The sequence below is a fragment of the Lysobacter sp. SCRH-1R genome (assembly GCF_057747855.1).
The window spans coordinates 247,983-270,196 of sequence record NZ_CM173227.1 but is presented as its reverse complement, the minus strand read 5'-3'; the positions used below and the strand labels follow the sequence as shown (position 1 = coordinate 270,196).

Genomic DNA, 22,214 nt, shown 5'->3' with positions numbered 1-22,214 from the left:
CATGACGCTCGTCTCCACCGCCTTGCCCGCGCACGACGCGTCGCGCACGCGGGGCGCATCGCTGCAGGTTGCCAGCGGCAACGCGATCCGCATCATCGACGCGGCGCTTCGCGGCATTCGCGCCGGTGAGCGCGCGGTGCTGGCGATCGTGCTGGAAACGGAAGGCTCGACGTACGCAGGCACGGGCGCGATGGCGGTCTTCGGCGAAGGCGGACACGTGGGCTGGTTGAGTGGCGGATGCCTGGAGCCGGAGATCGAGCAATGCGCGATCGCCGCAGCATCGAGCGGCGCGATCGGCTGGCTGGAGATCGACACGCGTGCCGACGAATCGCTGCTGAGCGGTTCGGCCGTGGGATGTCGCGGACGTCTGCGGATGGCGCTGCTGCCGTTGCATGAACTCGCGGGCATCGAGTCGGTGCTGGAGCGCTGGTTGCTGGGCCATGCACACGTGATGCTGGAGGTAACGGCCGGCGGTGTCGTTCGCATGGAGGCATCGACGCTTCATCGCGAATGGTCGCTGCATGCGCAGCCCGTCGCGTGGCCCGCGCAACGATGGTCGGTCTCGATCCCGCGCCCGCCGGACGTGCTGATCCTTGGTGCGGGTCCGGAAAGCGCGACACTGGTGCCGCTGTTGCGGGAACTCGGCTGGCGCGTGCGCGTGGCCGAACGCCGGCCGCGATGGCGCGACGATGCGGCGCTCGCCCGGCTGCGCAACGCCGCCATGCTGCTCGACGCGACGCCACGCGACGCGCTCGTGCAGGCGGGCGACGTGGACGCGGCCCTGGTGATGCATCACCACTTCGAACTCGACCGCGAAGCGCTTGACGCACTGGCCGCATCCACGATTCCGTTCATCGGCCTGCTCGGCCCCGTGCGGCGGCAGGAAGACCTGTTCAAGCTGCTGCGCCCGGAACAGCGCACCGCATTGCAGCCGCGCCTGCGTTCGCCGGTGGGCATCGACCTGGGCGGTCGCGGTCCGGAGACGATCGCGCTCAGCATCGCCGCGCAGATGCAGGCGTGGCGACACGACGCGGGCGCGTAAGCCGACGATGGCCACACCCGCGAAGCACGTCGGCGTGGTGCTCGCCGCAGGTGGAAGCTCGCGCTTGGGCCAGCCGAAGCAGTTGCTCCGACGCGACGGCGAAACGCTGATCCACCGCACCGTGCGGCTGGTCGCGACGACCGGTGCCGAATGCATCGTCGTCGTCCTTGGCGCCGGTCACGAACGATTCGCGGACGAACTCGCGGACCTGCCCTGCACGATCGTCGTGAACGCCGGATGGTCCACGGGCATCGCGGGCAGCCTGCGCAGCGCCGCGACGCACGTGCCCGCTGATGCGTTGGCGTTGATCGTCGCCTGCGACCAGCCGACCCTGGAATCGCACCATCTACATGCATTGCTGACTGGCGCATGCAGCGTCGTGTCGCACAGCGCGGCCACCGACACCGGACGCGTGATCGGCGTTCCCGCCGTCGTCCCCGGCGCGTGGTTCGCGGACATGGAGGCGACCGGCGACCACGGCTTCCGCGACCGCCTGCGCGCCCTCGCCCCCGACGCGGTGTTCCGGCTGCACGCCCCGGAACTCGCCCGCGACATCGACACACCGGCGGACCTGCACGACGCCGTCGCAGCCGGATGGCTGGACCCCGTCGCGACGAACGAACCCCATCGCGACATGTCGCCTTTGTAGCCCGGGTAAGCGAAGCGCACCCGGGGTGCCCGTCACGCTCACGCATCGCGGCGCGCGCAATGAACGTCGGCGCTATCGCGTTGATGGTGGCCCGGAAAGCGAGGCTCTGAGCCCCGTACGCCGAGCAATCTGCTCGAAACACCGGGCTTCGCGCTCGACACCCGGAGCGAATGGCTGGTCATGCCGAGCTCCAAGCCCGGCATGCGGAGCAGATGACTCGAAGTACGGAGCTCGAAGCGCGGCGTGCCAAGCGAGCAGCTCGAAGTTCCGAGATCCGAGCTCGGCACATCGACGGAACAGCTCGACACATCGAGCCTTGAGCTCGGCCATCGGACCAACGGCCCATCGCAACGGGCTCCAAACTCGACACGCGGGACAGCAAGCCCGCGCCGTGGGTCGGCCCCATGAGCCGGCCGCATCGAATCACAGAGCCGGCCGACTGAACCACCGCCCCCAGCGAACCAAGTGCCCGGGCCGCCGTAACGCGTCCGCCTGTAACCAATGGATCGCGCATTGGGTCAACAGACCGACACATGCCAGCACCAAGCCGATCAGATACACAAGCTTCATTCCTTGCCCCAGTCCGTTGTTGAGCTCACATCGATTGTGCCCATGGCCGCTATGGGTCGGGCGCGACATTACGATCGCGGGCGGGTCCTGCCAGCAGGCGTGTCGGCGTCGGCAGTCAGCCCGTTGCGTGGAATGCTGGCCGGGCAGGGGATGTGGACGATCACGCGTCATCAGACGGCGTCGCCATGTCCGCGCAAATGACCACTGAAGGTCGAAGCGGACATTGCCTTCGCTCGCGTGGCGGCGATGGTTCTAACGCCGTGGCAGGCCGCAAGCTGCATTCACGCGGGCACCACCGACCGCCTCCCAGTCCTTCGGAATGTCCGCTAACGGCCAGAAGCGGACATTCAAAGGCTGGACTGAGCACGAGCCGCGAAGCGGCTTCGGGTTGAACAGTTAGACGCGCTCTAGGCCAGCATCGGTGCGTGCGCCGCTAGCGAGACCACGAAGCTCGGGCAGGAAGTTGTCTAGCAGGATCGGCTCACTTGCAAGGAACATCTTGGCCTCACTTGCAACCTGGCCTATCGCAAAATCAGCGAACTCCGACTGCTGATGGGTAGACACGAAGAGCTTGCCGGGGCTCCGGAAGTGCAGCCTGGCGTGAAAGGCCCCATTGGCGTACTCAGGACCAAACTCCCCAAACCTAATGTCCTTGATTCCGCCATGAATGTGGTCTCGGAAGGCGGTGAGTTCTTTTGCCAGATTCTGGAGCGCAGTCTGGGAGGTGTACACAGTATTGGAGAAGCACGAATGGCCGTCTTCCACGACGATGCGCAGCTCGATCAGATCGTCGTCGGACCAAATGCGGGTGATAGAGATGCCTTTCTGCATCGTGCGCCCAGCGTCTTGAACTCGAAGAAGAAGGGCAGATTAACAGTTCCGAGCGTTCGCTTCGGGTCGGAAGCGGACATTAGCAGCCCTGTCGCCGGCCGTCCCGTCCCAATGTCCGATATCAGCCAGGAGCGGCCATTCGCCGATGCCAGAGTCAACCGGAGCTGCGAAGCGGCTTCGGCTTCAAGGAATGCTCAGGTCTCACCCCAAGGCAGAACGCGGCGCCGGAAACGAGGCCGATGAAACCCGCAAGCAGGCCTTGAGGAAACTTTGTGAGTTCCCCTGAGACGAGCCAAACGAGCAAGATGTCAATGAGGACGCCAATCAGGGATGCGCCGACACAGACATACGTCCAGTTGAGTATCTTCAGGGCGCGCAGCAGAAGGACGAAGGGAAGCCCAAGGACAGTTGTTGCGAGGAATGAGACGGGCGTGGCTATTACGAAGATTCCGCCTATTCCGATCAGAAGATTGGCTGAGGATGGGGCACGGGCTTGAGAGATCAGCGCGTTGAAGATCAGGGTGATCGGCACCACAAGCGAGGCGAATAACACTCCGATCCAGAGAGAACGTTTGTGCTGGAGATCAGTCATAGAGACCAAATTGAGCAGATGGACGCGTGGTTGGATAATACGACCGACGCCGCCCGAGCGAATGGGATGCAACCCTGATAGGCATGAGCTCATGCAAGCTGGGCCCGCCGGCCTACCGTCGAACCCGGCGGATCGGCTTCGATGATTTGCACATGCCACTTCGAGCCGGAAGCGGATATCAGCATCGCCGAACGCCACGATGTCCGCTATCGGCCAAAAGCGGACCTTCAGTCCTCCGACCGCACAGTGGTGGGGAAACTCCATAGACTCCGTCCAAACTGCGGCCCCACTTCTGAACAGAAGGAGGACATAGAAGAACGGCGAGGGAAGCCCTCGCCGTTCTCTTCACCGATGCAGGCCGTTACTGCTTGGTCGGAATGTTGACCTTGTCGATACCATGGATCAGGCCGTTGCTGGACCCGATGTCGGCAGAAGTGACCAGCGCTCCGTCAATGCTGAGCTGGTCGTTCTTCAGCATGATCGGGGCTGACTGACCGTTGACGGTCCTGGCAGCTTCCCATTTGCCAACGTCGGCTATGGTCTTGCGGCCGCTGACAACGTGATAGTTCAGCAGCGAGACGAGTTCTTCCTTGTTCTCGGGTTTGAACAGGCTTTCCAGCTTGCCAGCCGGAAGCTTCCCAAACGCAGCATCCGTCGGTGCGAACACCGTGAAAGGGCCCGCCCCGCGCAGCGTTTCGGTCATGCCAGCGCGATCGAGTGCCTTGCCAAAAGTCTTGAAGGACCCATTGGCGGCGGCGGTGTCGACGAGATTCTTGCCGTTGGGAATATTGGTTACGGTGTTCATACAGGATTTCCTTTTAGATGGTCCGCTGTTCTGCGGAATCCAGGGCGGCCGAAGCCAGACCCCCGCTGGAAGCGGGGGCGAGTGAGGCTCAGTGCGGAGGAGGAGTGGAATTGCAGCGCGGCTGAGTGGCCGTTGCGACATTGCGTCGCAGTGCCCACGGATCGTGCGCCATTGGGTGTGAGTTGCGCGTGACCTACTGTTCACTGCAGCGCAGCGTTGTCTTGACTGCGCGTCTTACTTGTTCGCATCAACTCGGACAAAGTAGTGCCCGTCGCGCTCTTGCTTGCCGTATCCACCATGAACGTGATGGGAGGCAAGCGGCGTTGATTCAACAGAATGGGCGCATAGTGATTGGAGGCTGCGAGCCATGTGCCGCTCCGTCTCAGTCCGCGCCGCCCCCAACGCTGTGACTTCTAACCGGAACAGCCAAGCTGCGGGGCTAAGGACATCAACCATGAGAACTCTCATCGAAATGCTCGCATCACAGATCGCAAATGCAATCGGGTCATTGAGGTTGGATCGGCCGCGACAGCCGCCAGACCCCGTACGTGACGGTTGGCCAACACCGGCATTCACGCATCTGCATTCAAGCCGGGCGACTGCAAACCTTCGATCCTCCTCTTTGCATCGCAAGTCATTCCGTAAGTACCTCCGTATCGGTCGGCCCACGCCGTAACACTGTATCCCGTAAGCGCAGCGTTGCCGGTGGCCGGTCAACAAGAAGAGCATTCGCTGGTCCGGATCACGAGTTAGTAACTTCAATTGGCGCATTGTCTGGTGGCACTACGGCGCAACGTCGTACTGGCCACTCAGCCGCGCAGCAGGCATGCTCCAACCTACTCGGAGCTCAAACGCCTTCCTTGCCGGAAGGAGGCGGGCCGCTCCTTGCCGCTGTGGGCCATGCACCACACAACAGCCAATCGCCGCCGAACTACGAGCTTCGTTCTCCTACGAGGCCATGGCGGCGCCTGGAAGGAGATGATCATGAACGGAGCAACTGCCCCGTTGTTCACAGACATTCTCAGATCGATACCGCGGTTCTTCGGAATTCGGCTCGACGCGAGACCTGCCTACCGCATGGAAGATATCGTTGGACCAGTCGAGATCAGACGCTACGCGCCAGCGTTGTTTGTGCACACGTCCGCGGATGGGAGCCATGATGCGGCCGTGCGTGTCGCGCGCGAAAAGCTAGAGGATTACATCTACGGTGACAACGAAGCCCTAGAGAAGATGGAGATGACGTATCCGACGTACCAGGGCGACGACGAGTCCACGATGTTCCCTAGTGCGCTACGCATGCGCGAGAGACATGGCTGGAGAGTCGCCTTCTTCCTGTCCAACAACTTGGCCGCCGCGGAGGCACCGCTGCCTGACGATCCGACGGTAAAAGTCCATGAGTCGCTGGAAACATTGGTTGCCGTACTTGGATACCGCGGTGCCGATACAGAGCAAAGCCGCACCGCTGCTAAGCGAGACCTGATGCAGGCACTGTCTGGATCACGGTGGTCGGCAGACGATCAGGTGTACTGGGCAACGTATGACCAAGCGTTCGCCATCCCCTATCTCAAGAAGAATGAAGTTCATGTCCGTGTAGCGAACTCGAAGACGGAGATTGTCGTCTCAGCCAAGGTCGATGAGGCCTGCAACAGCGATAGTGAAGCCGCAAACCAAGCCTGACCCTAGTACGCTCCGGAGAAACGAAATGCAAATCTTCACGAATGAAAAGAGAGATCTAAGCTTCCTACGTCCAGTCACTGAGGACGATTTGGCATTACAGCGCGCCGAGAACGAAGGGCTGCCTTTCCTGTCGCACCGCGATGAAGCGAGCCACCTCTTCGCTCGCGTGTCGATGAGGCTGCGAAAGGGGCTTGGTCCGGTCGCCGATAGAAACGTGTTGACCCTGGAGGAGCTTTTCGTCGCGGTCAGTAAGGTGACGCATAGCGACACACAATTGCGTCAGCAATGCACAAACCTAGTTGCACTCTTGGCATCGGACATTAGACAGGCGAAGCAGTTCTCCCTGGATAGCTGTCTCCGCGCCAGGCCGCTGCACGAGTGGCGCCAGCGCTACAACGGCTTAGAAGTCTTGCGATAACCATCAACCCACTCGCGAGCTGACTCGACGTTCGCCTGCATCAGGCCGGCCGACGTAGCCGGGTTTCTGCCCAAACGGTGAGGCGTGCAATTGCAGCGCTGGCGATGGCGCGCAGCGCTGGAGGGCCGCACATGCGCATGGATCATTGCGCCGCAAGGTCCGCTTTGGGTCGAAAGCGGACATTAGCGTCGGGCGAAGCGGGCGGCTTAGCCGCCCCGCCGGGTCGCTTAAAGGGCCGGCACCTCCAAAAACGACAAACTTTGCGGACGTCCATCAAAGGTTGGCGCAAAACGACAATCTTTGATGGAACCCGCAGCCTGCCGATCGAGTAGCAGCGAGAATGGGCCCACCAGGATTCGAACCTGGAACCAAGGGATTATGAGTCCCCTGCTCTAACCGTTGAGCTATAGGCCCGTGGGCTGCGGAGTTTAGCAGCCGGCGGGGGTGGGTCGGGCGCGCGGGAGTCGCACGTGCGCGCTGGTCGCGTTCCCCGGGTGCGCTTCGTTCACCCGGGCGGCAGGAGCACGGATCGCGATGACGCGGCGGAGTCGCGCCGAGTCCCGTGCGACTTCATCGTGTGGACATCGAGTACGGACGCTGCTTCGGATCCGTCGCCCACGCCTTGTTCGGCTGCGCCTGCATGGTGAAGCGCAGCTCGCCGCCGGCCATGAGTTCCTCGTGACGCACGAAGGCACGGTCCAGCGGTCTGCCGTTGAGCGTCGCGCTTCCGATGTAGAGGTGCGCGTCGTCCAGGCCGTCGGCGATCACGGTGAAGCGCTTGCCGTTGGGCAGGTTCAGCGTGGCGCGCGGCAGGAACGGGCGGCCGATGACGTACTCGTTGCTGCCCGGCGCCACCGGGTAGAAACCCAGCGCGGTGAACACGTACCACCCCGACATCTGGCCGAGGTCGTCGTTGCCGGCGAGGCCATCCGGACGCGGCGCGTACTGCGTCTTCATGATGTGGCCCAGGCGCGCCTGCGTGCGCCATGGCTGGCCGGCGTACGCATACAGGTACGCGACGTGATGGCTCGGCTCGTTGCCGTGCGCGTACCAGCCGATGAGGCCGGTGATGTCTTCCATGTGTTCGAAGATCTTCGGATCGACCTTCGCGTCGAACACGGCGTCCAGGCGCGCGAGCAGCTGGTCTTCGCCGCCGTGCGCCTTCGCGAGGCCCGCGACGTCCTGCGGCACGTACCACGAATACTGCCACGCGTTGCCTTCGGTGTAGTCGGTGCCGTAGCCGCTGGCGCTGGGATCGAACGGTTCGCGGAAACTGCCGTCGCGCTTGCGCGCGCGCATGAAACCGGTGGATGGGTCGAACGCGTGCTTCCAGTTCCCGGCGCGCTTTTCGAATTGCGATGCTACGTCCTTGCGGCCCATCGCGTCGGCCATGCGCGCGATGGTCCAGTCGTCGAATGCGTATTCCAGCGTTTTCGACGCGGCTTCGCCTTCCTCGTCGATCGGCACGTAGCCCAGCTGCATGTACTGCGCGATGCCGTCGTACGGGCCGTAACTGGCGCTGGCGACCATCGCGTCGAGCGCCTCGTTCGCGTCGAATCCGCGAATGCCCTTCATGTATGCATCGCTGATCACCGGCACCGCGTGATAGCCGATCATGCACCACGTTTCCAGGCCATGGAACGACCACACCGGCAGCACGCCGTACGGGCTATGGCGGTGCGAGGCGAGCAGCGAATTGACGAAGTCGCTGTTGCGCTGCTCCGGCTGCACCAGCGTGAGCAGCGGATGCAACGCGCGGTACGTGTCCCATAGCGAGAACGTCGAGTAGTTCGTGAAGCCCTTCGCCTGATGCACGGCGTTGTCGGGGCCGCGATAGCGACCGTCGGCATCCATGAACAGCGACGGCCCCATCAGCGTGTGGTACAGCGCGGTGTAGACGCTGCGGCGCATCGGCTCGGGCGCATCGACGTCGAGCGCGCCGAGCGCCTGCGTCCACTGCGCCTTCGCCTCGCTGCGAACGGCGTCAAAGTCGAAACCGGGCACTTCGGCGTCGAGGTTCGCGATCGCGCCCTCCTCGCTCACTGGCGAGATGGCGACCTTCACGACCATCGTTTCGCCCTGCGCATCCTTGAAATCCAGCGCGCCGACGAGCTGGCGTCCTTCGATCTGCGCACGCTGGCGCGGGTCCTTCTCGCCAGGCGGCGGGAAGCCCTTGTAGACCACATTCTCTTCGGTGTCGTGGAACTGATGTCCGCTGACAGGTTTGGAGAATCGCATCGCGAAGTACAGCTGACGCCCCGGCGCCCAGCCGCGTGTTTCGCGGAAACCGGTGAGCGTGCCATCCGGACGCAGCCGCATGCGCGACCACAGCACCTTGCTTGGATAGTCGTACATGCTCGTGCGCAGATCGACGAGCACGTGCGCGGGCTTGCCCTTCGGGAAGCGATAGCGATGCACGCCGACGCGCGGACTCGCGGTGAGTTCGGCGCGGATGCCGTAGTCCTGCAGCGTCACGGCGTAATAGCCGGGCTCGGCCTTCTCGTCCTTGTGATCGAAGCGCGACGTGTAGCCGCTACCGGGCTTGTCGACGTCGCCGCGTTCGAGCTTCACCTCGCCGGCGATGGGCATCACCAGCACGTCGCCGAGATCGGAATGGCCGGTGCCGGAGAAGTGCGTGTGCGAGAAACCGACGATGGTGTGGTCGTCATACCGATAGCCCGCCGCCCAGCCATAGCCTTCCTTGCGCGATTTGATCTGCGTGTCGGGGCTCAGCTGCACCATGCCGAAGGGGACCGTCGCGCCGGGGAAGGTGTGGCCTTCTCCGCCGGTGCCGATGAAGGGGTCCACCGAGGCGAAGGCCTTCGCGCCCGCGCTGCCGTCGGGCGTCGCCGCGGCGGCCAGCCCGCCGGCCAGGCAGAGGGCCGCGCCGGCCAGGCGCAGGGAATGGGAACGGGCACGACGGGACATGGGCGCTCCTGTTCGGATCAATTTGGATCGTTCTAAACGGCGGACCCTAGCACGACGCCGGCGGAAATCTCATGTTGCATCGCAAGATTGCGTCCGGACGCCCGGCCCAGCAGGATGCGCGATTTGGAACGATCCAAATGCCGGAGCCGAGCCCCATGAGCGCCCCCGCCGCACGCGGACGCGTGACGCTGACCGACATCGCGCAGGCCTGCGAGCTGTCCCGCGCGACGGTGTCGCTGGTGCTGCGCGGCAGCCCGCTGGTCAACGCCGACACGCGCGCGCGGGTGGAAGCCGAACTCAAGCGGCAGGGCTACGTCTATCACCGCGGTGCGGCGAACCTGCGGCGCAAGGTGTCCTCGACCATCGCGCTGGTGATCAACGACCTGTCGAATCCGTTCTTCGCCGAATTCGCCGCGGGCGTCGACGAGGCGCTTGCCGCGGCCGGCTACGTGACGCTGCTCGGCAGCACGGGCGAATCCAGCGAACGCCAGCAGGCGGTGCTCACCTCGCTGCTCGAACACGATCCGGCCGGCATCATCCTCTCGCCCGCCGAGGGCAGCGATGCGGCGCGATTGCGCCCGCTGCTCGCGTCGCGCACGCCGATGCTGGTGTTCAACCGCACGCTGGGCGAGGAGTGGGATTACCTCGCGCTCGACAACGCGCATGGCGCGCGCCTCGCTACGCAGCACCTGCTTTCGCAGGGGCATCGCCGCATCGCGTTCTTCGGCGGACATGGCGATTCCAGTTCGTGCTTCGAACGACGCGAAGGCTGGCGCGCCGCGCTCGCCGATGCAGGCGTGACGCCGGAGCCGCAGTGGATCGTCGAATGCGCGCCGACGCGACTGGAAGCGGCGCGGCAGACGGGCGCGTTGTTCGTGCGCGATCCCGTGCCGACGGCGGCGGTCTGCTACAACGACGCGGTCGCGCTCGGCCTTATCGCAGGCCTTGCCACGCGGGGCCGCCGCGCCGGACACGACTTCGCCGTCACCGGATTCGACGACATTCCCGAAGCGTCGGTGAGCGCGCCGCCGTTGACGACGGTCGCGGTCGATCCGCGCGCACGCGGACGGCAGGCGGCGGAGCTGATCCTGCGACGCCTGCGCGAACCGTCGACGCTCGCCACCACCACCATCGCCCCCGTGCGCCTGCATGCGCGCGCGAGCAGCCAGTTCACCCTGCCCGGAGACGCCGCATGAGCGGTCGACCGCTGTCCAACGGCACCGCGATCGCGGTGCTCACGATGATCTTCTTCACCTGGGGCGCGCTGACGAGCCTCAACGACGTGCTGATCCCGCACCTGAAGGCCGTGTTCGAGATGAACTACGCGCAGACGATGCTGATCCAGTTCACCTTCTTCAGCACGTACCTGCTGATGTCGGTTCCGGCGGGGAAAGTGGTCGCGATCGCCGGGTACAAGCGCAGCATCGTGATTGGCCTGTGCGTGGCGGGCGTGGGCGCGCTGACGTTCTTTCCGGCGGCGAAGATCCCGTCGTATCCGCTGTTCCTGTTCGCGCTGTTCGTGCTCGCCAGCGGCATCACGCTGCTGCAGGTGTCGGCCAATCCGTACATCGCACTGCTGGGCAACGCGCAGACGGCGTCGAGCCGGCTGACGCTGGCGCAGGCGTTGAACTCGGCCGGGCACACGCTCGCGCCATTGCTGATCGGGCCGCTGATTCTTTCCGTCGCCGTGATCGGCAGCGCGGATCTGGTCTTGATGCCGGAAGCGCAGCAGACGGCGTATCGCGTCGCCCAGTCCGAATCGGTGCAGTTGCCGTACCTGGGCATCGCGGCGGGGCTGTTCGTGCTGGCGCTGCTGGTGGTGCTGTTCCGCCTGCCCGCGCTGACGGAAGCGACCGAACGCGCCGACCATCAGCGCCACACGTTCGGCGAGGTACTGCGCCATCGTCACCTGCGCTTCGGCGTGGTCGGCATCTTCGTGTACGTCGGCGCGGAAGTGGCGATCGGCAGCTTCCTGATCAACTACATCAGCGATCCGCGCATCGGCGCGCTCGATGAAGCCACCGCGACGCGTTACGTCGCGTGGTACTGGGGCCTGGCGATGGCGGGACGCTTCATCGGCTCGTTCCTGCTCCGCCGAATCGAACCGCGCGTGCTGCTGGGCTTCTTCGCGATCGGGGCAATGGCGCTGCTCGCGACGACGATGCTCAGCGAGGGCCGCACTGCCGTGTGGAGCGTGGTCGCGATCGGGCTGTTCAACTCGATCATGTTCCCGACCATCTTCACGCTCGGTATCGACGGCCTCGGCCCGCTGACGAGCAAGGCGTCGAGCCTGCTGGTGATGGCCATCGTCGGCGGCGCGGTGGTGCCGCTGCTGCAGGGCGTGCTGGCCGATCGCATCGGCGTGCAGATGGCGTTCGTGCTGCCGCTGGTGTGCTATGCGTTCGTCGCCTGGTACGGATTCCGTGGCGCGCGGCGCGTGCATGCAGACGCCGTGGCGGTCCCGGTGGCGCAGCCATGATCGCCGCGGTGAAACGCGACGCCATCGTCTGCTTCGGCGAGGCGCTGATCGACTTCCTCGCGCTGCCCGCATTGCCCGGGCAGCCGCGCCATTTCGTCGAGTTCGCCGGCGGCGCGCCGGCCAACGTCAGCGCGGCGGTCGCGCGCCAGGGCGGCAATGCGCGCTTCGTCGGCATGCTCGGCGTGGACATGTTCGGCGAGTTCCTGATGTCGCAGCTGCGCGCGTTCGACGTGGACACGCGCTTCGCGGTGCACACCAGCCAGGCGCGCACGGCACTGGCGTTCGTTTCGCTCGACGAGGAAGGCGAACGCAGCTTCAGCTTCTATCGTCCGCCTGCGGCCGACCTGCTGTTCCGCGTGGAGCACTACCGCAGCGAATGCTTCGTCGACGCGGCCGTGATGCACGTGTGCTCCAACAGCCTGACGGAGCCGGAAATCGCGCAGACCACCGTCGCCGGCATGCAGCTGGCGCGCGAGCACGGCGCGCTGGTGAGCATGGACCTCAACCTGCGGCCATCGCTGTGGCCGGAAGGCAGCGACCCGGCGCCGCGCCTGTGGCAGGCGCTGGCGGAAGCCGATGTGATCAAGCTGTGCCGCAGCGAAGCGGATTTCCTGATCCGTCGCGCCGGCCATCACGAGGCGATGCTGCAACGGCTGTGGCAGGGGCATGCGCGGCTGGTGCTCATCACCGACGGCGGCAAGCCAATCCGCTGGCATACGCGCGATGCGCAGGGCGAAGTGCCGGCGTTCCGCGTGTCGGCGGTGGACACGACCGCCGCGGGCGACGCGTTCGTCGCGGGCCTGCTGCTGCGGCTCGTCCAGCGCGGCGTGAGCGCCGACACCTTCGACGACTGGCTCGGCGATGCCACCGCCATCGCCGACGCATTGCGGCACGCCGCCGCCGCGGGCGCACTCGCGGCGACGAAGCATGGCGCCTTCGCCGCGATGCCGCGTCGCGAAGACATCGAACAACTGCTGCGAGACCAACCATGACGACTCCGACCGGGACGGCCACGCCCGAGTTCCGCAGCGAATCCTTCCTGCGCGCGCACATCGCCGACACGATGGCGTTCTATCACCCGCGCGCGATCGATCCGGCCGGCGGCTTCTTCCACTACTTCCGCGACGACGGCAGCGTTTACGACGCCTCGCATCGCCACCTCGTGAGCAGCACGCGCTTCGTCTTCAACTACGCGATGGCGGCGCGCGAGTTCGGCAATGCCGAGTATCGCGACGCCGCCCGCCACGGGCTGCGCTATCTGCGCGAAGTGCATCGCGATGCGCGCACCGGCGGCTACGCGTGGACGATCCGCGACGGCATCGCCGAGGACCGCACGAATCACTGCTATGGCGTCGCGTTCGTGCTGCTCGCGTACTCGACCGCGCTGAAGGCGGGCATCGAAGAGGTTCTTCCGTGGATCGACGAGACGTGGAACCTTCTGGAGTCGCGCTTCTGGGATGCGGACGCCGGGCTGTATCGCGACGAAGCCGATGCGCAATGGACCTTCTCCGACTACCGCGGCCAGAACGCGAACATGCACATGTGCGAGGCGATGCTCGCGGCGTATGAAGCGACGCGGGATTCGCGCTTCCTCGATCGCGCGCTCGTGCTCGCCGACCACATGACGCGACGCCAGGCGGCCAAGGCCGAGGGGCTCGTGTGGGAGCACTACGATCGCGAGTGGAACGTCGACTGGGATTACCACCGCGACGATCCGAAACACCTCTTCCGGCCATGGGGTTACCAGCCGGGGCATCAGACCGAGTGGGCGAAGTTGCTGGTGATCCTCGACTGCCATCTGCGCGAGCGCGGCATGCCGGCGGATTGGACTATCGCGACGGCGCGGCATCTGTTCGACGTCGCCGTGCAGCGCGCGTGGGACGCGGAGTCCGGTGGCCTCTGCTACGGCTTTGGCCTGGGGCCTGAGTTCGCCGTGTGCGACGACGACAAGTACTTCTGGGTGCAAGCCGAGTCGCTGGCTGCGGCGGCGCGATTGGCCGAGGCGACGGGCGAGGCACGCTACTGGCAATGGTACGAGCAGCTGTGGGGGTATTCGTGGACGCATTTCGTCGATCACGAACACGGCGCGTGGTATCGCATCCTCGATCGCCGCAATCGCAAGTACAGCGACGAGAAGAGTCCGGCCGGCAAGACCGATTACCACACCATGGGCGCCTGCTACGACGTCCTCACCGTTTTGCGCAACCGCGGAGAACACTGATGCGACTGCACGCTGCGTTGTTGTCCCTGCTGCTGGTGTCCACGCCCGACGTGGCGGCCGAGTCCCCGCACGCGACCGCGCCTGTCGCCTTCACCGATGCGCGGGCCGCACGCAGCGCGGAGGAAGTGAGGGCGCAGTTCCTGCACGCGTGGCGCGGCTATCGCGAGTACGCATGGGGCCACGACGCGCTCAAGCCGCTCAGCAACACGCCGTCGGACTGGTATGGCGAACCGCTGCTGATGACGCCGGTCGATGCGCTCGACACGATGATCCTGATGGGGCTGGATCGCGAGGCAGACGAGGCGCGCGAACTGATCGCGACGAAGCTGTCGTTCGATCGCGACCTGGACGTGAAGCACTTCGAAGTCGTGATCCGGCTGCTCGGTGGCTTGCTGTCCAGCTACCAGATGACGAACGACAAACGGCTGCTCGACCTGGCCGAAGACCTCGGCACGCGCCTGCTGCCGGCGTTCGATTCGCCCACCGGTCTACCCTATGTGTACGTCAACCTGCGCACGGGCAAGGCGCACGGCAACGAAAGCAATCCCGCCGAGGCCGGCACGCTGCTGCTCGAGTACGGCACGTTGAGCAAGCTCACCGGCAATCCGGTGTTCTATGAGAAGGCCAAGCGCGCGCTCGTGGAAACCTACGAACGTCGATCGAAGATCGGCCTGGTCGGCGAGCGTTTCGACGTCACCACGGGCGAGTGGACGAACAAGCGCAGCCACGTCGGTGCGCGCATCGACTCGTATTACGAGTACCTGTGGAAGTGCTGGACGCTGTTCGGCGATGAGGACTGCCACGCGATGTGGAAGGAGGGCATCGCCGCGGCCAACCGCTATTACCCGGAAGAAGTCGACGGCGCGCTGTGGGTGGGCCACGTCGACATGGACAGCGGTGAACGCGTGGCCAGCCGCTACGGCGCGCTCGATGCGTTCTGGCCGGGCCTGCTGGCGCTGTCGGGCGATGTCGCGCAGGCGCGCCGCCTGCAGGATTCGTCATTCAAGATGTGGCGCAAGTGGGGCATCGAGCCGGAGGCGTACGACTACCGCAAGGGCGAAGTGACGTCGGCGGGGTATCCGCTACGCCCGGAGATCATCGAATCGGCGTGGTACCTGCACCGCCTCACTGGCGATGCGAAGTACCGCGCGATGGGCCGAGAGATGTTCGACGATTTCGTCCGCTACACGCGCACCGATTCGGGCTTCGCGGCGCTCGACAGCGTGATCACGAAGGACAAGGACGACGACATGGAGAGCTTCGTCCTCGCCGAGACCTTCAAGTATTTCTACCTGCTGTTCGCGCCGCCGGAAACGCTGGACCCGGCGAAGGTCGTGCTGACCACCGAAGCGCACCCGCTGCGGCGGACGTGGTGAGGATCACCCGATCACACCGGCCAGCGCGAGCGCGATGACGATCGGCACCAGCACCACCAGCACGGCGAGGCAGCACAGCAGCCCAACGCCGACGGCGCGCCAGTTCGAGTAGGTGCGATCGCTCGCCTCGTACTCCGCGATGCGGTCGCCCTGGAAACGCTTCGCGATATGCGAGGCGACCAGCAGCTGCGGGATCGTGAAGACCATCGCCGGCACGTTCTCGGGCAGGACGTATACGAGTGCGAGAACGAGCGCGCACGCAATCGCACCGTAGGTCAGTGCCTGGCGCGCACGCGCGTGATCGCCCAGCGCGCGGTAGTTGCGCGACATCAGCCACCCGGTCGCCAGAGGCGTACCCATGAACGTGCCCAGCACGATGCCCGAGACCCGGTACAGCCGGGCGGCTGCCGCGGGCACCGCGACTGCCACCGACGCGGTGGCCGGGCTGCGGTACGGATTCGTGTCTTCCATCGGATTCCCCATGCATGGCCGCCCCCGCGGCCGGATCCGAGCTTGCCGCCAGCGCATGCTGCTGACAGCACGCTGTCAGTCTCTCCCGCCCATGCTGGGCGTCCCAACCGAAGGAACCTCGCATGGACACGAAGACCAACGACATCGCCGCAGTCGCCAACCGCCTCGTCGAACTCTGCCGCACCGGCCAGTACGACCAGGCGCAGCAGGAGCTGTACGCCGAGGATGCCGTCAGCATCGAAGGCACCGGCCAGGACGCGGAATCGATCGCGCGCGGTATGGCGGCGATCCGCGAGAAGGGCAAGCAGTGGGCCGACAACCTCGTCGAGGTGCACGGCGGCAGCGTGAGCGACCCGGTCATCGCCGATGGCTGGTTCAGTGTCGCGATGGGACTGGACGCGACCTACAAGGACATGGGCCGCGTGGCGATGAAGGAGATCGCGGTGTACCAGGTGCGCGACGGCAAGATCACGCACGAACAGTTTTTCTACAACACCGACAAGCCGTAACGCAGCGGGCCGGGCCGACCGCCCCGCGGAGGTCGCCATGAACGCGAAGTCGACCACGCCTTCCACGAACAATGGCTGGAAGACCTGCAGCCGCGGTCACAAGTACCGCGGCACCGGACCCTGTCCTATCTGCTGGCCTGGCGGCGCGGGAAAGCGCGCATCGAAAACGACGAAGCCCCGCTGAGCGGGGCTTCGTGGTGACACATCGGCGGTGTTGCCGCGTCAGTCGATGTCGAGGAACGAACGCAGCTGTTCCGAACGGCTCGGGTGACGCAGCTTGCGCAGCGCCTTGGCCTCGATCTGGCGGATGCGCTCGCGCGTGACGTCGAACTGCTTGCCGACCTCTTCCAGCGTGTGGTCGGTGTTCATGTCGATGCCGAAGCGCATGCGCAGCACCTTGGCTTCGCGCGGCGTGAGGCCTGCGAGGACATCGCGCACGGTCTCGGTCAGGTTGATGTTGGTGGTCGCCTCGACCGGGGACTCGATGTTCGTGTCCTCGATGAAATCGCCCAGATGGGAATCCTCGTCGTCGCCGATCGGAGTTTCCATCGAGATCGGTTCCTTGGCGATCTTCATGACCTTCCGGATCTTGTCCTCCGGCATGTCCATTTCCTTCGCCAGCTCTTCCGGAGTCGCTTCGCGGCCGTACTGCTGCAGCATCTGGCGGCTGATGCGGTTGAGCTTGTTGATCGTCTCGATCATGTGCACCGGGATACGGATGGTGCGCGCCTGGTCGGCGATCGAACGCGTGATGGCCTGGCGGATCCACCACGTGGCGTAGGTCGAGAACTTGAAGCCGCGACGGAACTCGAACTTGTCCACCGCCTTCATCAGGCCGATGTTGCCTTCCTGGATCAGGTCGAGGAACTGCAGGCCGCGGTTGGTGTACTTCTTGGCGATGGAGATCACCAGGCGCAGGTTCGCCTCGACCATCTCCTTCTTCGCCTTGCGCGCCTTCGCCTCGCCGTAGGCCATCTGGCGGGAGATGTCCTTGATGTCGGCCAGGGTCAGGTAGGAGGCCTTCTCGATCTCCATCGTCGCCTGCTGCTCGGCGATGATCTGGTCCTTCACCTCGCGCAGGCCCGACGACCACTTCTGCTTGCGCTTGAGCAGCTCGTCCACCCATTCCAGGTTGGTCTGGTTGCCTTCCCAGGCGCGGATGAAGTCCTTGCGCGGCATCTTGGCGACGCGCGTGGACAGGTCGAGGATGCGGCGCTCGTGGTCCTTGATGCCGTTGACGACCTCGCGCATGTTCCTGACCAGCACGTCGGTCAGCGGCAGCGGCAGCTTGAAGGTGACGAACACCGCGGCCATGTCCTCGCGCAGCTTCAGCACCGACTTGTGCGCCGGGCCGTGCTTGGCGTAGGCCTTGAGGAACTTCTGGTAGTTGTCGGCCAGGGATTCCATGCGCGCGGCGACTTCGACCGGATCCGGACCGGTCGCCACTTCCTCGGTGTCGCCGTCGGCGACGTCGTCCTCGTCCTCGTCGGCCTCGGCGTCGCTGTCCACGGCTTCGGCGACCACCGGTGCCGGCGGCTCGGGCGTTTCGTCCAGATGGTCGTTGAAGCCGACGATGATCTCGGCCAGGCGCTTCTTGCCGGCCTTGTGCTGTTCGTAGTCCTCGAGGATCGACGCGATCGTCGCCGGGAACACGCCCAGCGAGGCCTGCACCTGGCCGAGGCCTTCCTCGATGCGCTTGGCGATGGCGATCTCGCCCTCGCGGGTGAGCAGTTCGACCGTGCCCATCTCGCGCATGTACATGCGCACCGGGTCGGTCGTGCGACCGCCTTCGCCGTCGAGCGCGGTCAGCGCGGCGGCGGCTTCTTCGGCGGCGGTGTCGTCGACTTCACGGTTGCCCGTGCCGCCGTCGGCGAGCAGCAGCGTTTCGGCGTCGGGGGCCACTTCGTGGACCTCGATGCCCATGCCGTTGATCATGCCGATGATGTCTTCGATCTGCTCGGCGTCGACGAGGTCGTCGGGCAGGTGGTCGTTGACTTCGGCGTAGGTCAGGTAGCCCTGCTCCAGGCCCTTGCTGATCAACTGCTTGATGTCGGAGGAGGGGGGCTGACGTTCGTTGGCCATGGGTTGCGCCACCGCGCTGATGGGAAGGGATGGGGAACGTTCCAGTATATCAGGCCGGACCGGTCGGATTGGCCTTCAGGACCGCAGGAGGAAGGTGACCGGGCCGTCGTTGACCAGGCTGATCACCATATGGGCACCGAACCGCCCCGTTTCCACCCCCCCGGCGTGTTTTTGCCTGCAGATCCCGACCAGCCTGCTGAACAGCGGTTCAGCGACCTCCGGCGCGGCGGCCGTGCTGAAGCCCGGACGCATGCCGCTGCGGGTGTCCGCGGCCAGGGTGAACTGGCTGACCAGCAGCAGGCCGCCGCCGGTCTGGGCCAGGCCCAGGTTCATTCGGCCTCCCTCGTCGGCGAATACACGGTATCCGAGCAGCCGGTCGGCCATCCGCGCGATCTGCACCTCGCCGTCGCCGGGTTCGACACCCACCAGGGCGAGCAGCCCCGGTCCGATCGCCCCCACCACCTCGTCGTCCACCCGGACGCTGGCTTCGGTCACGCGCTGGATCAGGGCGAGCATGGCGTCCCGGGAATGACGGAGGGAGCGCCGATGCTGTCGGCCCCGACGCGACCGGTCAACCGGCGCCGGCGAAGGCGAAGGCGCCGTTAGACTGAATGGATGACCCGCTTCGCCGCACGCCTGCTGTACTTCGTCGCTTCCCTGATCGGTCGCCTGCCCTGGCCGGTGCTGCTGCGCCTGGGCGATGCGCTGGCGGCGTGGTGGCGCTGGCGCGACGTGCGCGAGAGCCGCGTCGCGCGGATCAACCTTGAACTCGCCTACCCCGACCTGCTCCCCGCCGAGCGCGCGACGCTGCACGCGGCGATCCTGCGCACCACCGCGCGCCAGGTGCTGGAAACCATCCGCCTGTGGACCCGGCCGCATCCGGAAAACCTCCGCCTGCTGCGCGAGCAGCACGGCACCGCGCTGATGGACGAGGCGATCGCCGCCGGCCGTGGCGTGATCATCGCTGCGCCCCACCACGGGAACTGGGAACTGCTGAACCAGTGGCTGGCATGGCGTACGCCGCTGGCGATCCTGTATCGCCCGCCGGAATCTGCGGTGGTCGAGCACTTCCTCAACCTCGTGCGCGCCGACCACGAGAGGGGCGATGAGGAGCGCGTCACCCAGGTCCGCGCCGAAGGCCCGGCGATCCGCCAGCTGTTCAAGCGCCTCAACGACGGTGGCGTGGTCGGCATCCTGCCGGACCAGCAGCCCAAGGCCGGCGACGGCGAATTCGCCCCGTTCTTCGGCGTGCAGGCGCTGACGATGACGCTGATCGGCCGGCTCGCCTCGCGCACCGGTGCGACCGTGCTGTTCGCGTGGTGCGAACGCATCGACACGCACGCCGATCACCCCGGCTTCGCGCTGCATCTCCAGCCGGCGCCAACGGCGATGTCCGATCCGGATCCGAAGGTCGCCGTGGCCGCGCTCAACGCGGCGGTCGAAGCGATCGCCCGGCGCGATCCGGCGCAATACCAGTGGACCTACAAACGCTATACGCTCAGGCCGCCGGGTTCGGGGGAAGAGAACCCGTACTGGAACCGCTGACGGCGCGCCGTCGCGAACGAGGACGGAACGACACCATGGCCGACCACGACGAGACCGCCGCCGCGATCCAACCCGCCGACTGGCACGCCCTGCCCGACCGCGCGCGCCTGCCCAGCATGCTCACGCCGATGCTGCCGCTGGCGATGCCGGGGCTGGTCGGCGGCTTCGTGCTCGCGGGGGTATCGGGACTGTGGTTCGCGCCACCCGTGCTCGGACTGGCCGGCGCGGCGCTCGGCGCATGGATCGGCCTCAAGCACCATCGCCACACCTTCTGGCGCCTCGACGAAGACGGCCTGGCGGTTCGCCGCGGCCGTCTATGGCAGCGCGAAACGCGCGTGCCCGCCACGCGCGTGCAGCACCTGGACATCAAGCGCGGACCGCTGCAGCGCCAGCGGAACCTGGCCACACTGATCGTGCACACCGCCGGCACGCGGCACAGTTCGGTGAGCGTGCCGCACCTGGACGCCGACGACGCCGAACGCCTGCGCGACCTGCTCGCGCGCCAGATCGACGCCGATGACGACGCCTGAGCCCGGCGGCGTCGAGACCACGCCGGAAGTCGCCGCGCTCGCCGAACGCCGACTGCATCCGATGTCGTGGCTGTTCGTGCTGCTGCAGCAGCTGAAGCAGTTCATCCTGCCGCTGCTCGTGCTGGTGTTCGCCGGGCGTGGCGACCGCAACGAGCTGTGGCCGCTGATCGGCGTCGCCGTGCTGGTCGTGCTCTCGCTGTGGCAGTACTTCACCTATCGCTACGGCGTGGCGGGCGATCGGCTGGTGATCCGCAGCGGCCTGTTCGAACGCAGCCTGCGCGTGATCCCGTTCGCGCGCATCCACAACGTCGCGCTGCAACAGTCGGCGCTGCACCGCGTGTTCGGCGTGGCCGAGGTGCGGCTGGAATCGGCGGGCGGCAGCAAGCCCGAAGCGCAGATGCGCGTGCTCAAGCTCCACGACGCGCTGGCGCTGGAAGCGCTGGTGCGTGATCGCGGCGCGGCGGCGACGGTCGCGGGCGAGCCCGAAGCCGCCACGCTGCTCGCCATGCCGCTGGGCGAAGTGATCCGCCTGGGGCTGGTATCGAACCGCGGGTTGATCGTCGTGGGCGCGGCGTTCGCGGCGGTCGTGCAGATCAGCCAGCGCGCGGTGCTCGACGTGTTCCGCACGGTCGGCGAATGGCTGTTCGGCTTCGCCGGCGAACACCATTTCGGCCCGATGCAGTACGTCGTGTCCGCGCTCGCCGTGGTCGTGTTCGCCATCGCGCTGCTGCGCGCGTTCTCGATCCTGTTGGCGCTGTTGCAGTACCACGGTTTCCGGCTGAGCGAGATCGGCCGCCGCCTCACCGTCGAACGCGGCCTGCTGGCGCGATGGCGCACCAGTGCGTCGCGCCGCCGCATCCAGGCGTGGACCCTGCGCGAAGGCACGCTGCATCGCCTGCTCAAGCGCCGCAGCCTCGACGTCGACACCGCCGTCGCCGAGGAGCAGCAGCAACAGCGCGCCCTGCGCGAGCTCGCGCCGATCGCCACGCCCGCCGCGTGCGATGCGCTGATCGAACACCTGCTGCCGCGCGCCGGCTGGACGCAGCTCGACTGGCGCGCGTTGCCGGCATCGAACTGGTGCCGGCTGGTGCTGCCGACGCTGCCGGTCGTCGCCGCCGTCGCCATCGCCGCAAGCTGGCGTTTCGGCGCGTGGGGGCTGCTCGTGCTGGCGTGGCTGCCGTGGGCGGCGTTCGTCGCACATCGGCGCGCGCATCGCATGGCGTACGCGGCGAATCCGGAACTGATCGCCGTGCGCGAAGGCTGGTGGACGCGCCACTGGCGTTTCGCCGAACTCGACAAGCTGCAGGCGCTGCAACTCACGCGCTCGCCGCTGGATCGCCGCTGCGGCACCGCGACGCTGCACCTGGACACCGCCGGTAGCGGCGCGCTCTCGCCGCCGCTGCGCGTGCGTTTCCTGCCCTACGATGAAGCGCTGGCGCTCTACGCGTCGCTCTCGCGCACGTTGGCGCGACGGCCGTTGCGCTGGTGA

20 protein-coding genes and 1 tRNA gene are annotated in these 22,214 nt (G+C 66.1%); 13 read left to right on the top strand and 8 right to left on the bottom strand.

Going from position 1 to position 22,214, the window contains the following annotated elements:
* The first annotated feature begins 1 nt into the window (after position 1).
* Together AC3ANK_RS01170 and AC3ANK_RS01165 are read left to right on the top strand one after the other, a co-directional pair.
* Positions 2-1,042 (top strand): XdhC family protein, encoded by a 1,041-nt coding sequence (locus tag AC3ANK_RS01170; protein WP_484171895.1) that lies wholly within the window; start codon positions 2-4, stop codon positions 1,040-1,042.
* 7 nt (positions 1,043-1,049) lie between these two features.
* Positions 1,050-1,691 (top strand): nucleotidyltransferase family protein, encoded by a 642-nt coding sequence (locus AC3ANK_RS01165; RefSeq protein ID WP_484171894.1) that lies wholly within the window; start codon positions 1,050-1,052, stop codon positions 1,689-1,691.
* 966 nt (positions 1,692-2,657) lie between these two features.
* Here the strand turns inward: AC3ANK_RS01165 and AC3ANK_RS01160 are convergent.
* From AC3ANK_RS01160 to AC3ANK_RS01150, 3 genes are all read right to left on the bottom strand, one after another.
* Positions 2,658-3,092: a hypothetical protein gene (locus tag AC3ANK_RS01160; protein ID WP_484171893.1), complete on the bottom strand. Its 435-nt coding sequence runs from the start codon at positions 3,090-3,092 to the stop codon at positions 2,658-2,660.
* Positions 3,093-3,246: 154 nt separating this feature from the next.
* Positions 3,247-3,684 carry a hypothetical protein gene (locus AC3ANK_RS01155; RefSeq protein WP_484171892.1) on the bottom strand — a complete coding sequence of 146 codons (438 nt, stop codon included), beginning with the start codon at positions 3,682-3,684 and terminating at the stop codon, positions 3,247-3,249.
* A gap of 361 nt (positions 3,685-4,045) precedes the next feature.
* A complete protein-coding gene (locus AC3ANK_RS01150) occupies positions 4,046-4,489 on the bottom strand; it encodes a fasciclin domain-containing protein (RefSeq protein ID WP_484171891.1) in 444 nt (147 codons plus the stop codon).
* Between the two features lie 984 nt (positions 4,490-5,473).
* On the opposite strand from AC3ANK_RS01150, the gene AC3ANK_RS01145 reads away from it, so the two are divergent.
* Together AC3ANK_RS01145 and AC3ANK_RS01140 are read left to right on the top strand one after the other, a co-directional pair.
* Positions 5,474-6,166 carry an SOUL family heme-binding protein gene (locus AC3ANK_RS01145; RefSeq protein ID WP_484171890.1) on the top strand — a complete coding sequence of 231 codons (693 nt, stop codon included), beginning with the start codon at positions 5,474-5,476 and terminating at the stop codon, positions 6,164-6,166.
* A gap of 25 nt (positions 6,167-6,191) precedes the next feature.
* Positions 6,192-6,584: a hypothetical protein gene (locus AC3ANK_RS01140; RefSeq protein ID WP_484171889.1), complete on the top strand. Its 393-nt coding sequence runs from the start codon at positions 6,192-6,194 to the stop codon at positions 6,582-6,584.
* A gap of 341 nt (positions 6,585-6,925) precedes the next feature.
* Here AC3ANK_RS01140 and AC3ANK_RS01135 read toward each other — a convergent pair.
* Both AC3ANK_RS01135 and AC3ANK_RS01130 read right to left on the bottom strand, forming a co-directional pair.
* Positions 6,926-6,998: transfer RNA gene (locus AC3ANK_RS01135), tRNA-Ile, on the bottom strand.
* A gap of 156 nt (positions 6,999-7,154) precedes the next feature.
* Positions 7,155-9,512: a GH92 family glycosyl hydrolase gene (locus AC3ANK_RS01130; protein ID WP_484171888.1), complete on the bottom strand. Its 2,358-nt coding sequence runs from the start codon at positions 9,510-9,512 to the stop codon at positions 7,155-7,157.
* Positions 9,513-9,667: 155 nt separating this feature from the next.
* Between AC3ANK_RS01130 and AC3ANK_RS01125 the strand changes: the two genes are divergently transcribed.
* The 5 genes from AC3ANK_RS01125 to AC3ANK_RS01105 are packed head-to-tail and all read left to right on the top strand — an operon-like array spanning position 9,668 to position 15,588.
* On the top strand, positions 9,668-10,708 hold the full coding sequence (locus AC3ANK_RS01125; RefSeq protein WP_484171887.1) for a LacI family DNA-binding transcriptional regulator: 1,041 nt from the start codon (positions 9,668-9,670) through the stop codon (positions 10,706-10,708).
* Positions 10,705-11,991, top strand: coding sequence for a sugar MFS transporter (locus AC3ANK_RS01120; RefSeq protein WP_484171886.1), 1,287 nt, complete (start codon positions 10,705-10,707; stop codon positions 11,989-11,991). The genes AC3ANK_RS01125 and AC3ANK_RS01120 overlap by 4 nt, the downstream gene beginning before the upstream one ends.
* A complete protein-coding gene (locus AC3ANK_RS01115; protein WP_484171885.1) occupies positions 11,988-12,983 on the top strand; it encodes a carbohydrate kinase family protein in 996 nt (331 codons plus the stop codon). Before AC3ANK_RS01120 ends, AC3ANK_RS01115 begins: the two co-directional genes overlap by 4 nt.
* The gene (locus AC3ANK_RS01110) at positions 12,980-14,212 is read left to right on the top strand and encodes an AGE family epimerase/isomerase (protein WP_484171884.1); all 1,233 of its coding nucleotides are present in this window, start codon (positions 12,980-12,982) and stop codon (positions 14,210-14,212) included. Before AC3ANK_RS01115 ends, AC3ANK_RS01110 begins: the two co-directional genes overlap by 4 nt.
* Positions 14,212-15,588, top strand: coding sequence for a glycoside hydrolase family 47 protein (locus AC3ANK_RS01105; RefSeq protein ID WP_484171883.1), 1,377 nt, complete (start codon positions 14,212-14,214; stop codon positions 15,586-15,588). Before AC3ANK_RS01110 ends, AC3ANK_RS01105 begins: the two co-directional genes overlap by 1 nt.
* A gap of 3 nt (positions 15,589-15,591) precedes the next feature.
* On the opposite strand, the gene AC3ANK_RS01100 is transcribed toward AC3ANK_RS01105, so the two are convergent.
* The gene (locus AC3ANK_RS01100) at positions 15,592-16,059 is read right to left on the bottom strand and encodes a hypothetical protein (protein WP_206862478.1); all 468 of its coding nucleotides are present in this window, start codon (positions 16,057-16,059) and stop codon (positions 15,592-15,594) included.
* Between the two features lie 122 nt (positions 16,060-16,181).
* Between AC3ANK_RS01100 and AC3ANK_RS01095 the strand changes: the two genes are divergently transcribed.
* Complete coding sequence (locus AC3ANK_RS01095; protein ID WP_206862479.1) at positions 16,182-16,568, top strand: nuclear transport factor 2 family protein; 387 nt, start codon at positions 16,182-16,184, stop codon at positions 16,566-16,568.
* Positions 16,569-16,790: 222 nt separating this feature from the next.
* Here the strand turns inward: AC3ANK_RS01095 and rpoD are convergent, their stop codons facing one another.
* Positions 16,791-18,650 carry an RNA polymerase sigma factor RpoD gene (gene rpoD, locus AC3ANK_RS01090; RefSeq protein ID WP_206862480.1) on the bottom strand — a complete coding sequence of 620 codons (1,860 nt, stop codon included), beginning with the start codon at positions 18,648-18,650 and terminating at the stop codon, positions 16,791-16,793.
* A 75-nt stretch (positions 18,651-18,725) separates the two neighbouring features.
* On the bottom strand, positions 18,726-19,166 hold the full coding sequence (dtd, locus tag AC3ANK_RS01085; RefSeq protein ID WP_206862481.1) for a D-aminoacyl-tRNA deacylase: 441 nt from the start codon (positions 19,164-19,166) through the stop codon (positions 18,726-18,728).
* A gap of 99 nt (positions 19,167-19,265) precedes the next feature.
* Here dtd and AC3ANK_RS01080 point away from each other — a divergent pair, with 99 nt between their 5' ends.
* The 3 genes from AC3ANK_RS01080 to AC3ANK_RS01070 are packed head-to-tail and all read left to right on the top strand — an operon-like array spanning position 19,266 to position 22,214.
* Positions 19,266-20,195: a lauroyl acyltransferase gene (locus AC3ANK_RS01080; RefSeq protein WP_484171882.1), complete on the top strand. Its 930-nt coding sequence runs from the start codon at positions 19,266-19,268 to the stop codon at positions 20,193-20,195.
* Positions 20,196-20,230: 35 nt separating this feature from the next.
* Positions 20,231-20,725 (top strand): PH domain-containing protein, encoded by a 495-nt coding sequence (locus tag AC3ANK_RS01075; RefSeq protein ID WP_242525344.1) that lies wholly within the window; start codon positions 20,231-20,233, stop codon positions 20,723-20,725.
* Complete coding sequence (locus AC3ANK_RS01070) at positions 20,712-22,214, top strand: PH domain-containing protein (protein ID WP_484171881.1); 1,503 nt, start codon at positions 20,712-20,714, stop codon at positions 22,212-22,214. Before AC3ANK_RS01075 ends, AC3ANK_RS01070 begins: the two co-directional genes overlap by 14 nt.

Bases quoted from the DNA above. Each gene is read 5' to 3' on its own strand.
- AC3ANK_RS01160 (WP_484171893.1), bottom strand. From the start codon at position 3,092: ATGCAGAAAGGCATCTCTATCACCCGCATTTGGTCCGACGACGATCTG.
- AC3ANK_RS01070 (WP_484171881.1), top strand. From the start codon at position 20,712: ATGACGACGCCTGAGCCCGGCGGCGTCGAGACCACGCCGGAAGTCGCC.
- rpoD (WP_206862480.1), bottom strand. From the start codon at position 18,650: ATGGCCAACGAACGTCAGCCCCCCTCCTCCGACATCAAGCAGTTGATC.
- AC3ANK_RS01120 (WP_484171886.1), top strand. From the start codon at position 10,705: ATGAGCGGTCGACCGCTGTCCAACGGCACCGCGATCGCGGTGCTCACG.
- AC3ANK_RS01140 (WP_484171889.1), top strand. From the start codon at position 6,192: ATGCAAATCTTCACGAATGAAAAGAGAGATCTAAGCTTCCTACGTCCA.
- AC3ANK_RS01105 (WP_484171883.1), top strand. From the start codon at position 14,212: ATGCGACTGCACGCTGCGTTGTTGTCCCTGCTGCTGGTGTCCACGCCC.
- AC3ANK_RS01100 (WP_206862478.1), bottom strand. From the start codon at position 16,059: ATGGAAGACACGAATCCGTACCGCAGCCCGGCCACCGCGTCGGTGGCA.
- AC3ANK_RS01145 (WP_484171890.1), top strand. From the start codon at position 5,474: ATGAACGGAGCAACTGCCCCGTTGTTCACAGACATTCTCAGATCGATA.
- AC3ANK_RS01110 (WP_484171884.1), top strand. From the start codon at position 12,980: ATGACGACTCCGACCGGGACGGCCACGCCCGAGTTCCGCAGCGAATCC.
- AC3ANK_RS01095 (WP_206862479.1), top strand. From the start codon at position 16,182: ATGGACACGAAGACCAACGACATCGCCGCAGTCGCCAACCGCCTCGTC.
- AC3ANK_RS01170 (WP_484171895.1), top strand. From the start codon at position 2: ATGACGCTCGTCTCCACCGCCTTGCCCGCGCACGACGCGTCGCGCACG.
- AC3ANK_RS01165 (WP_484171894.1), top strand. From the start codon at position 1,050: ATGGCCACACCCGCGAAGCACGTCGGCGTGGTGCTCGCCGCAGGTGGA.
- AC3ANK_RS01075 (WP_242525344.1), top strand. From the start codon at position 20,231: ATGGCCGACCACGACGAGACCGCCGCCGCGATCCAACCCGCCGACTGG.
- AC3ANK_RS01115 (WP_484171885.1), top strand. From the start codon at position 11,988: ATGATCGCCGCGGTGAAACGCGACGCCATCGTCTGCTTCGGCGAGGCG.
- AC3ANK_RS01080 (WP_484171882.1), top strand. From the start codon at position 19,266: ATGACCCGCTTCGCCGCACGCCTGCTGTACTTCGTCGCTTCCCTGATC.
- dtd (WP_206862481.1), bottom strand. From the start codon at position 19,166: ATGCTCGCCCTGATCCAGCGCGTGACCGAAGCCAGCGTCCGGGTGGAC.
- AC3ANK_RS01150 (WP_484171891.1), bottom strand. From the start codon at position 4,489: ATGAACACCGTAACCAATATTCCCAACGGCAAGAATCTCGTCGACACC.
- AC3ANK_RS01125 (WP_484171887.1), top strand. From the start codon at position 9,668: ATGAGCGCCCCCGCCGCACGCGGACGCGTGACGCTGACCGACATCGCG.
- AC3ANK_RS01130 (WP_484171888.1), bottom strand. From the start codon at position 9,512: ATGTCCCGTCGTGCCCGTTCCCATTCCCTGCGCCTGGCCGGCGCGGCC.
- AC3ANK_RS01155 (WP_484171892.1), bottom strand. From the start codon at position 3,684: ATGACTGATCTCCAGCACAAACGTTCTCTCTGGATCGGAGTGTTATTC.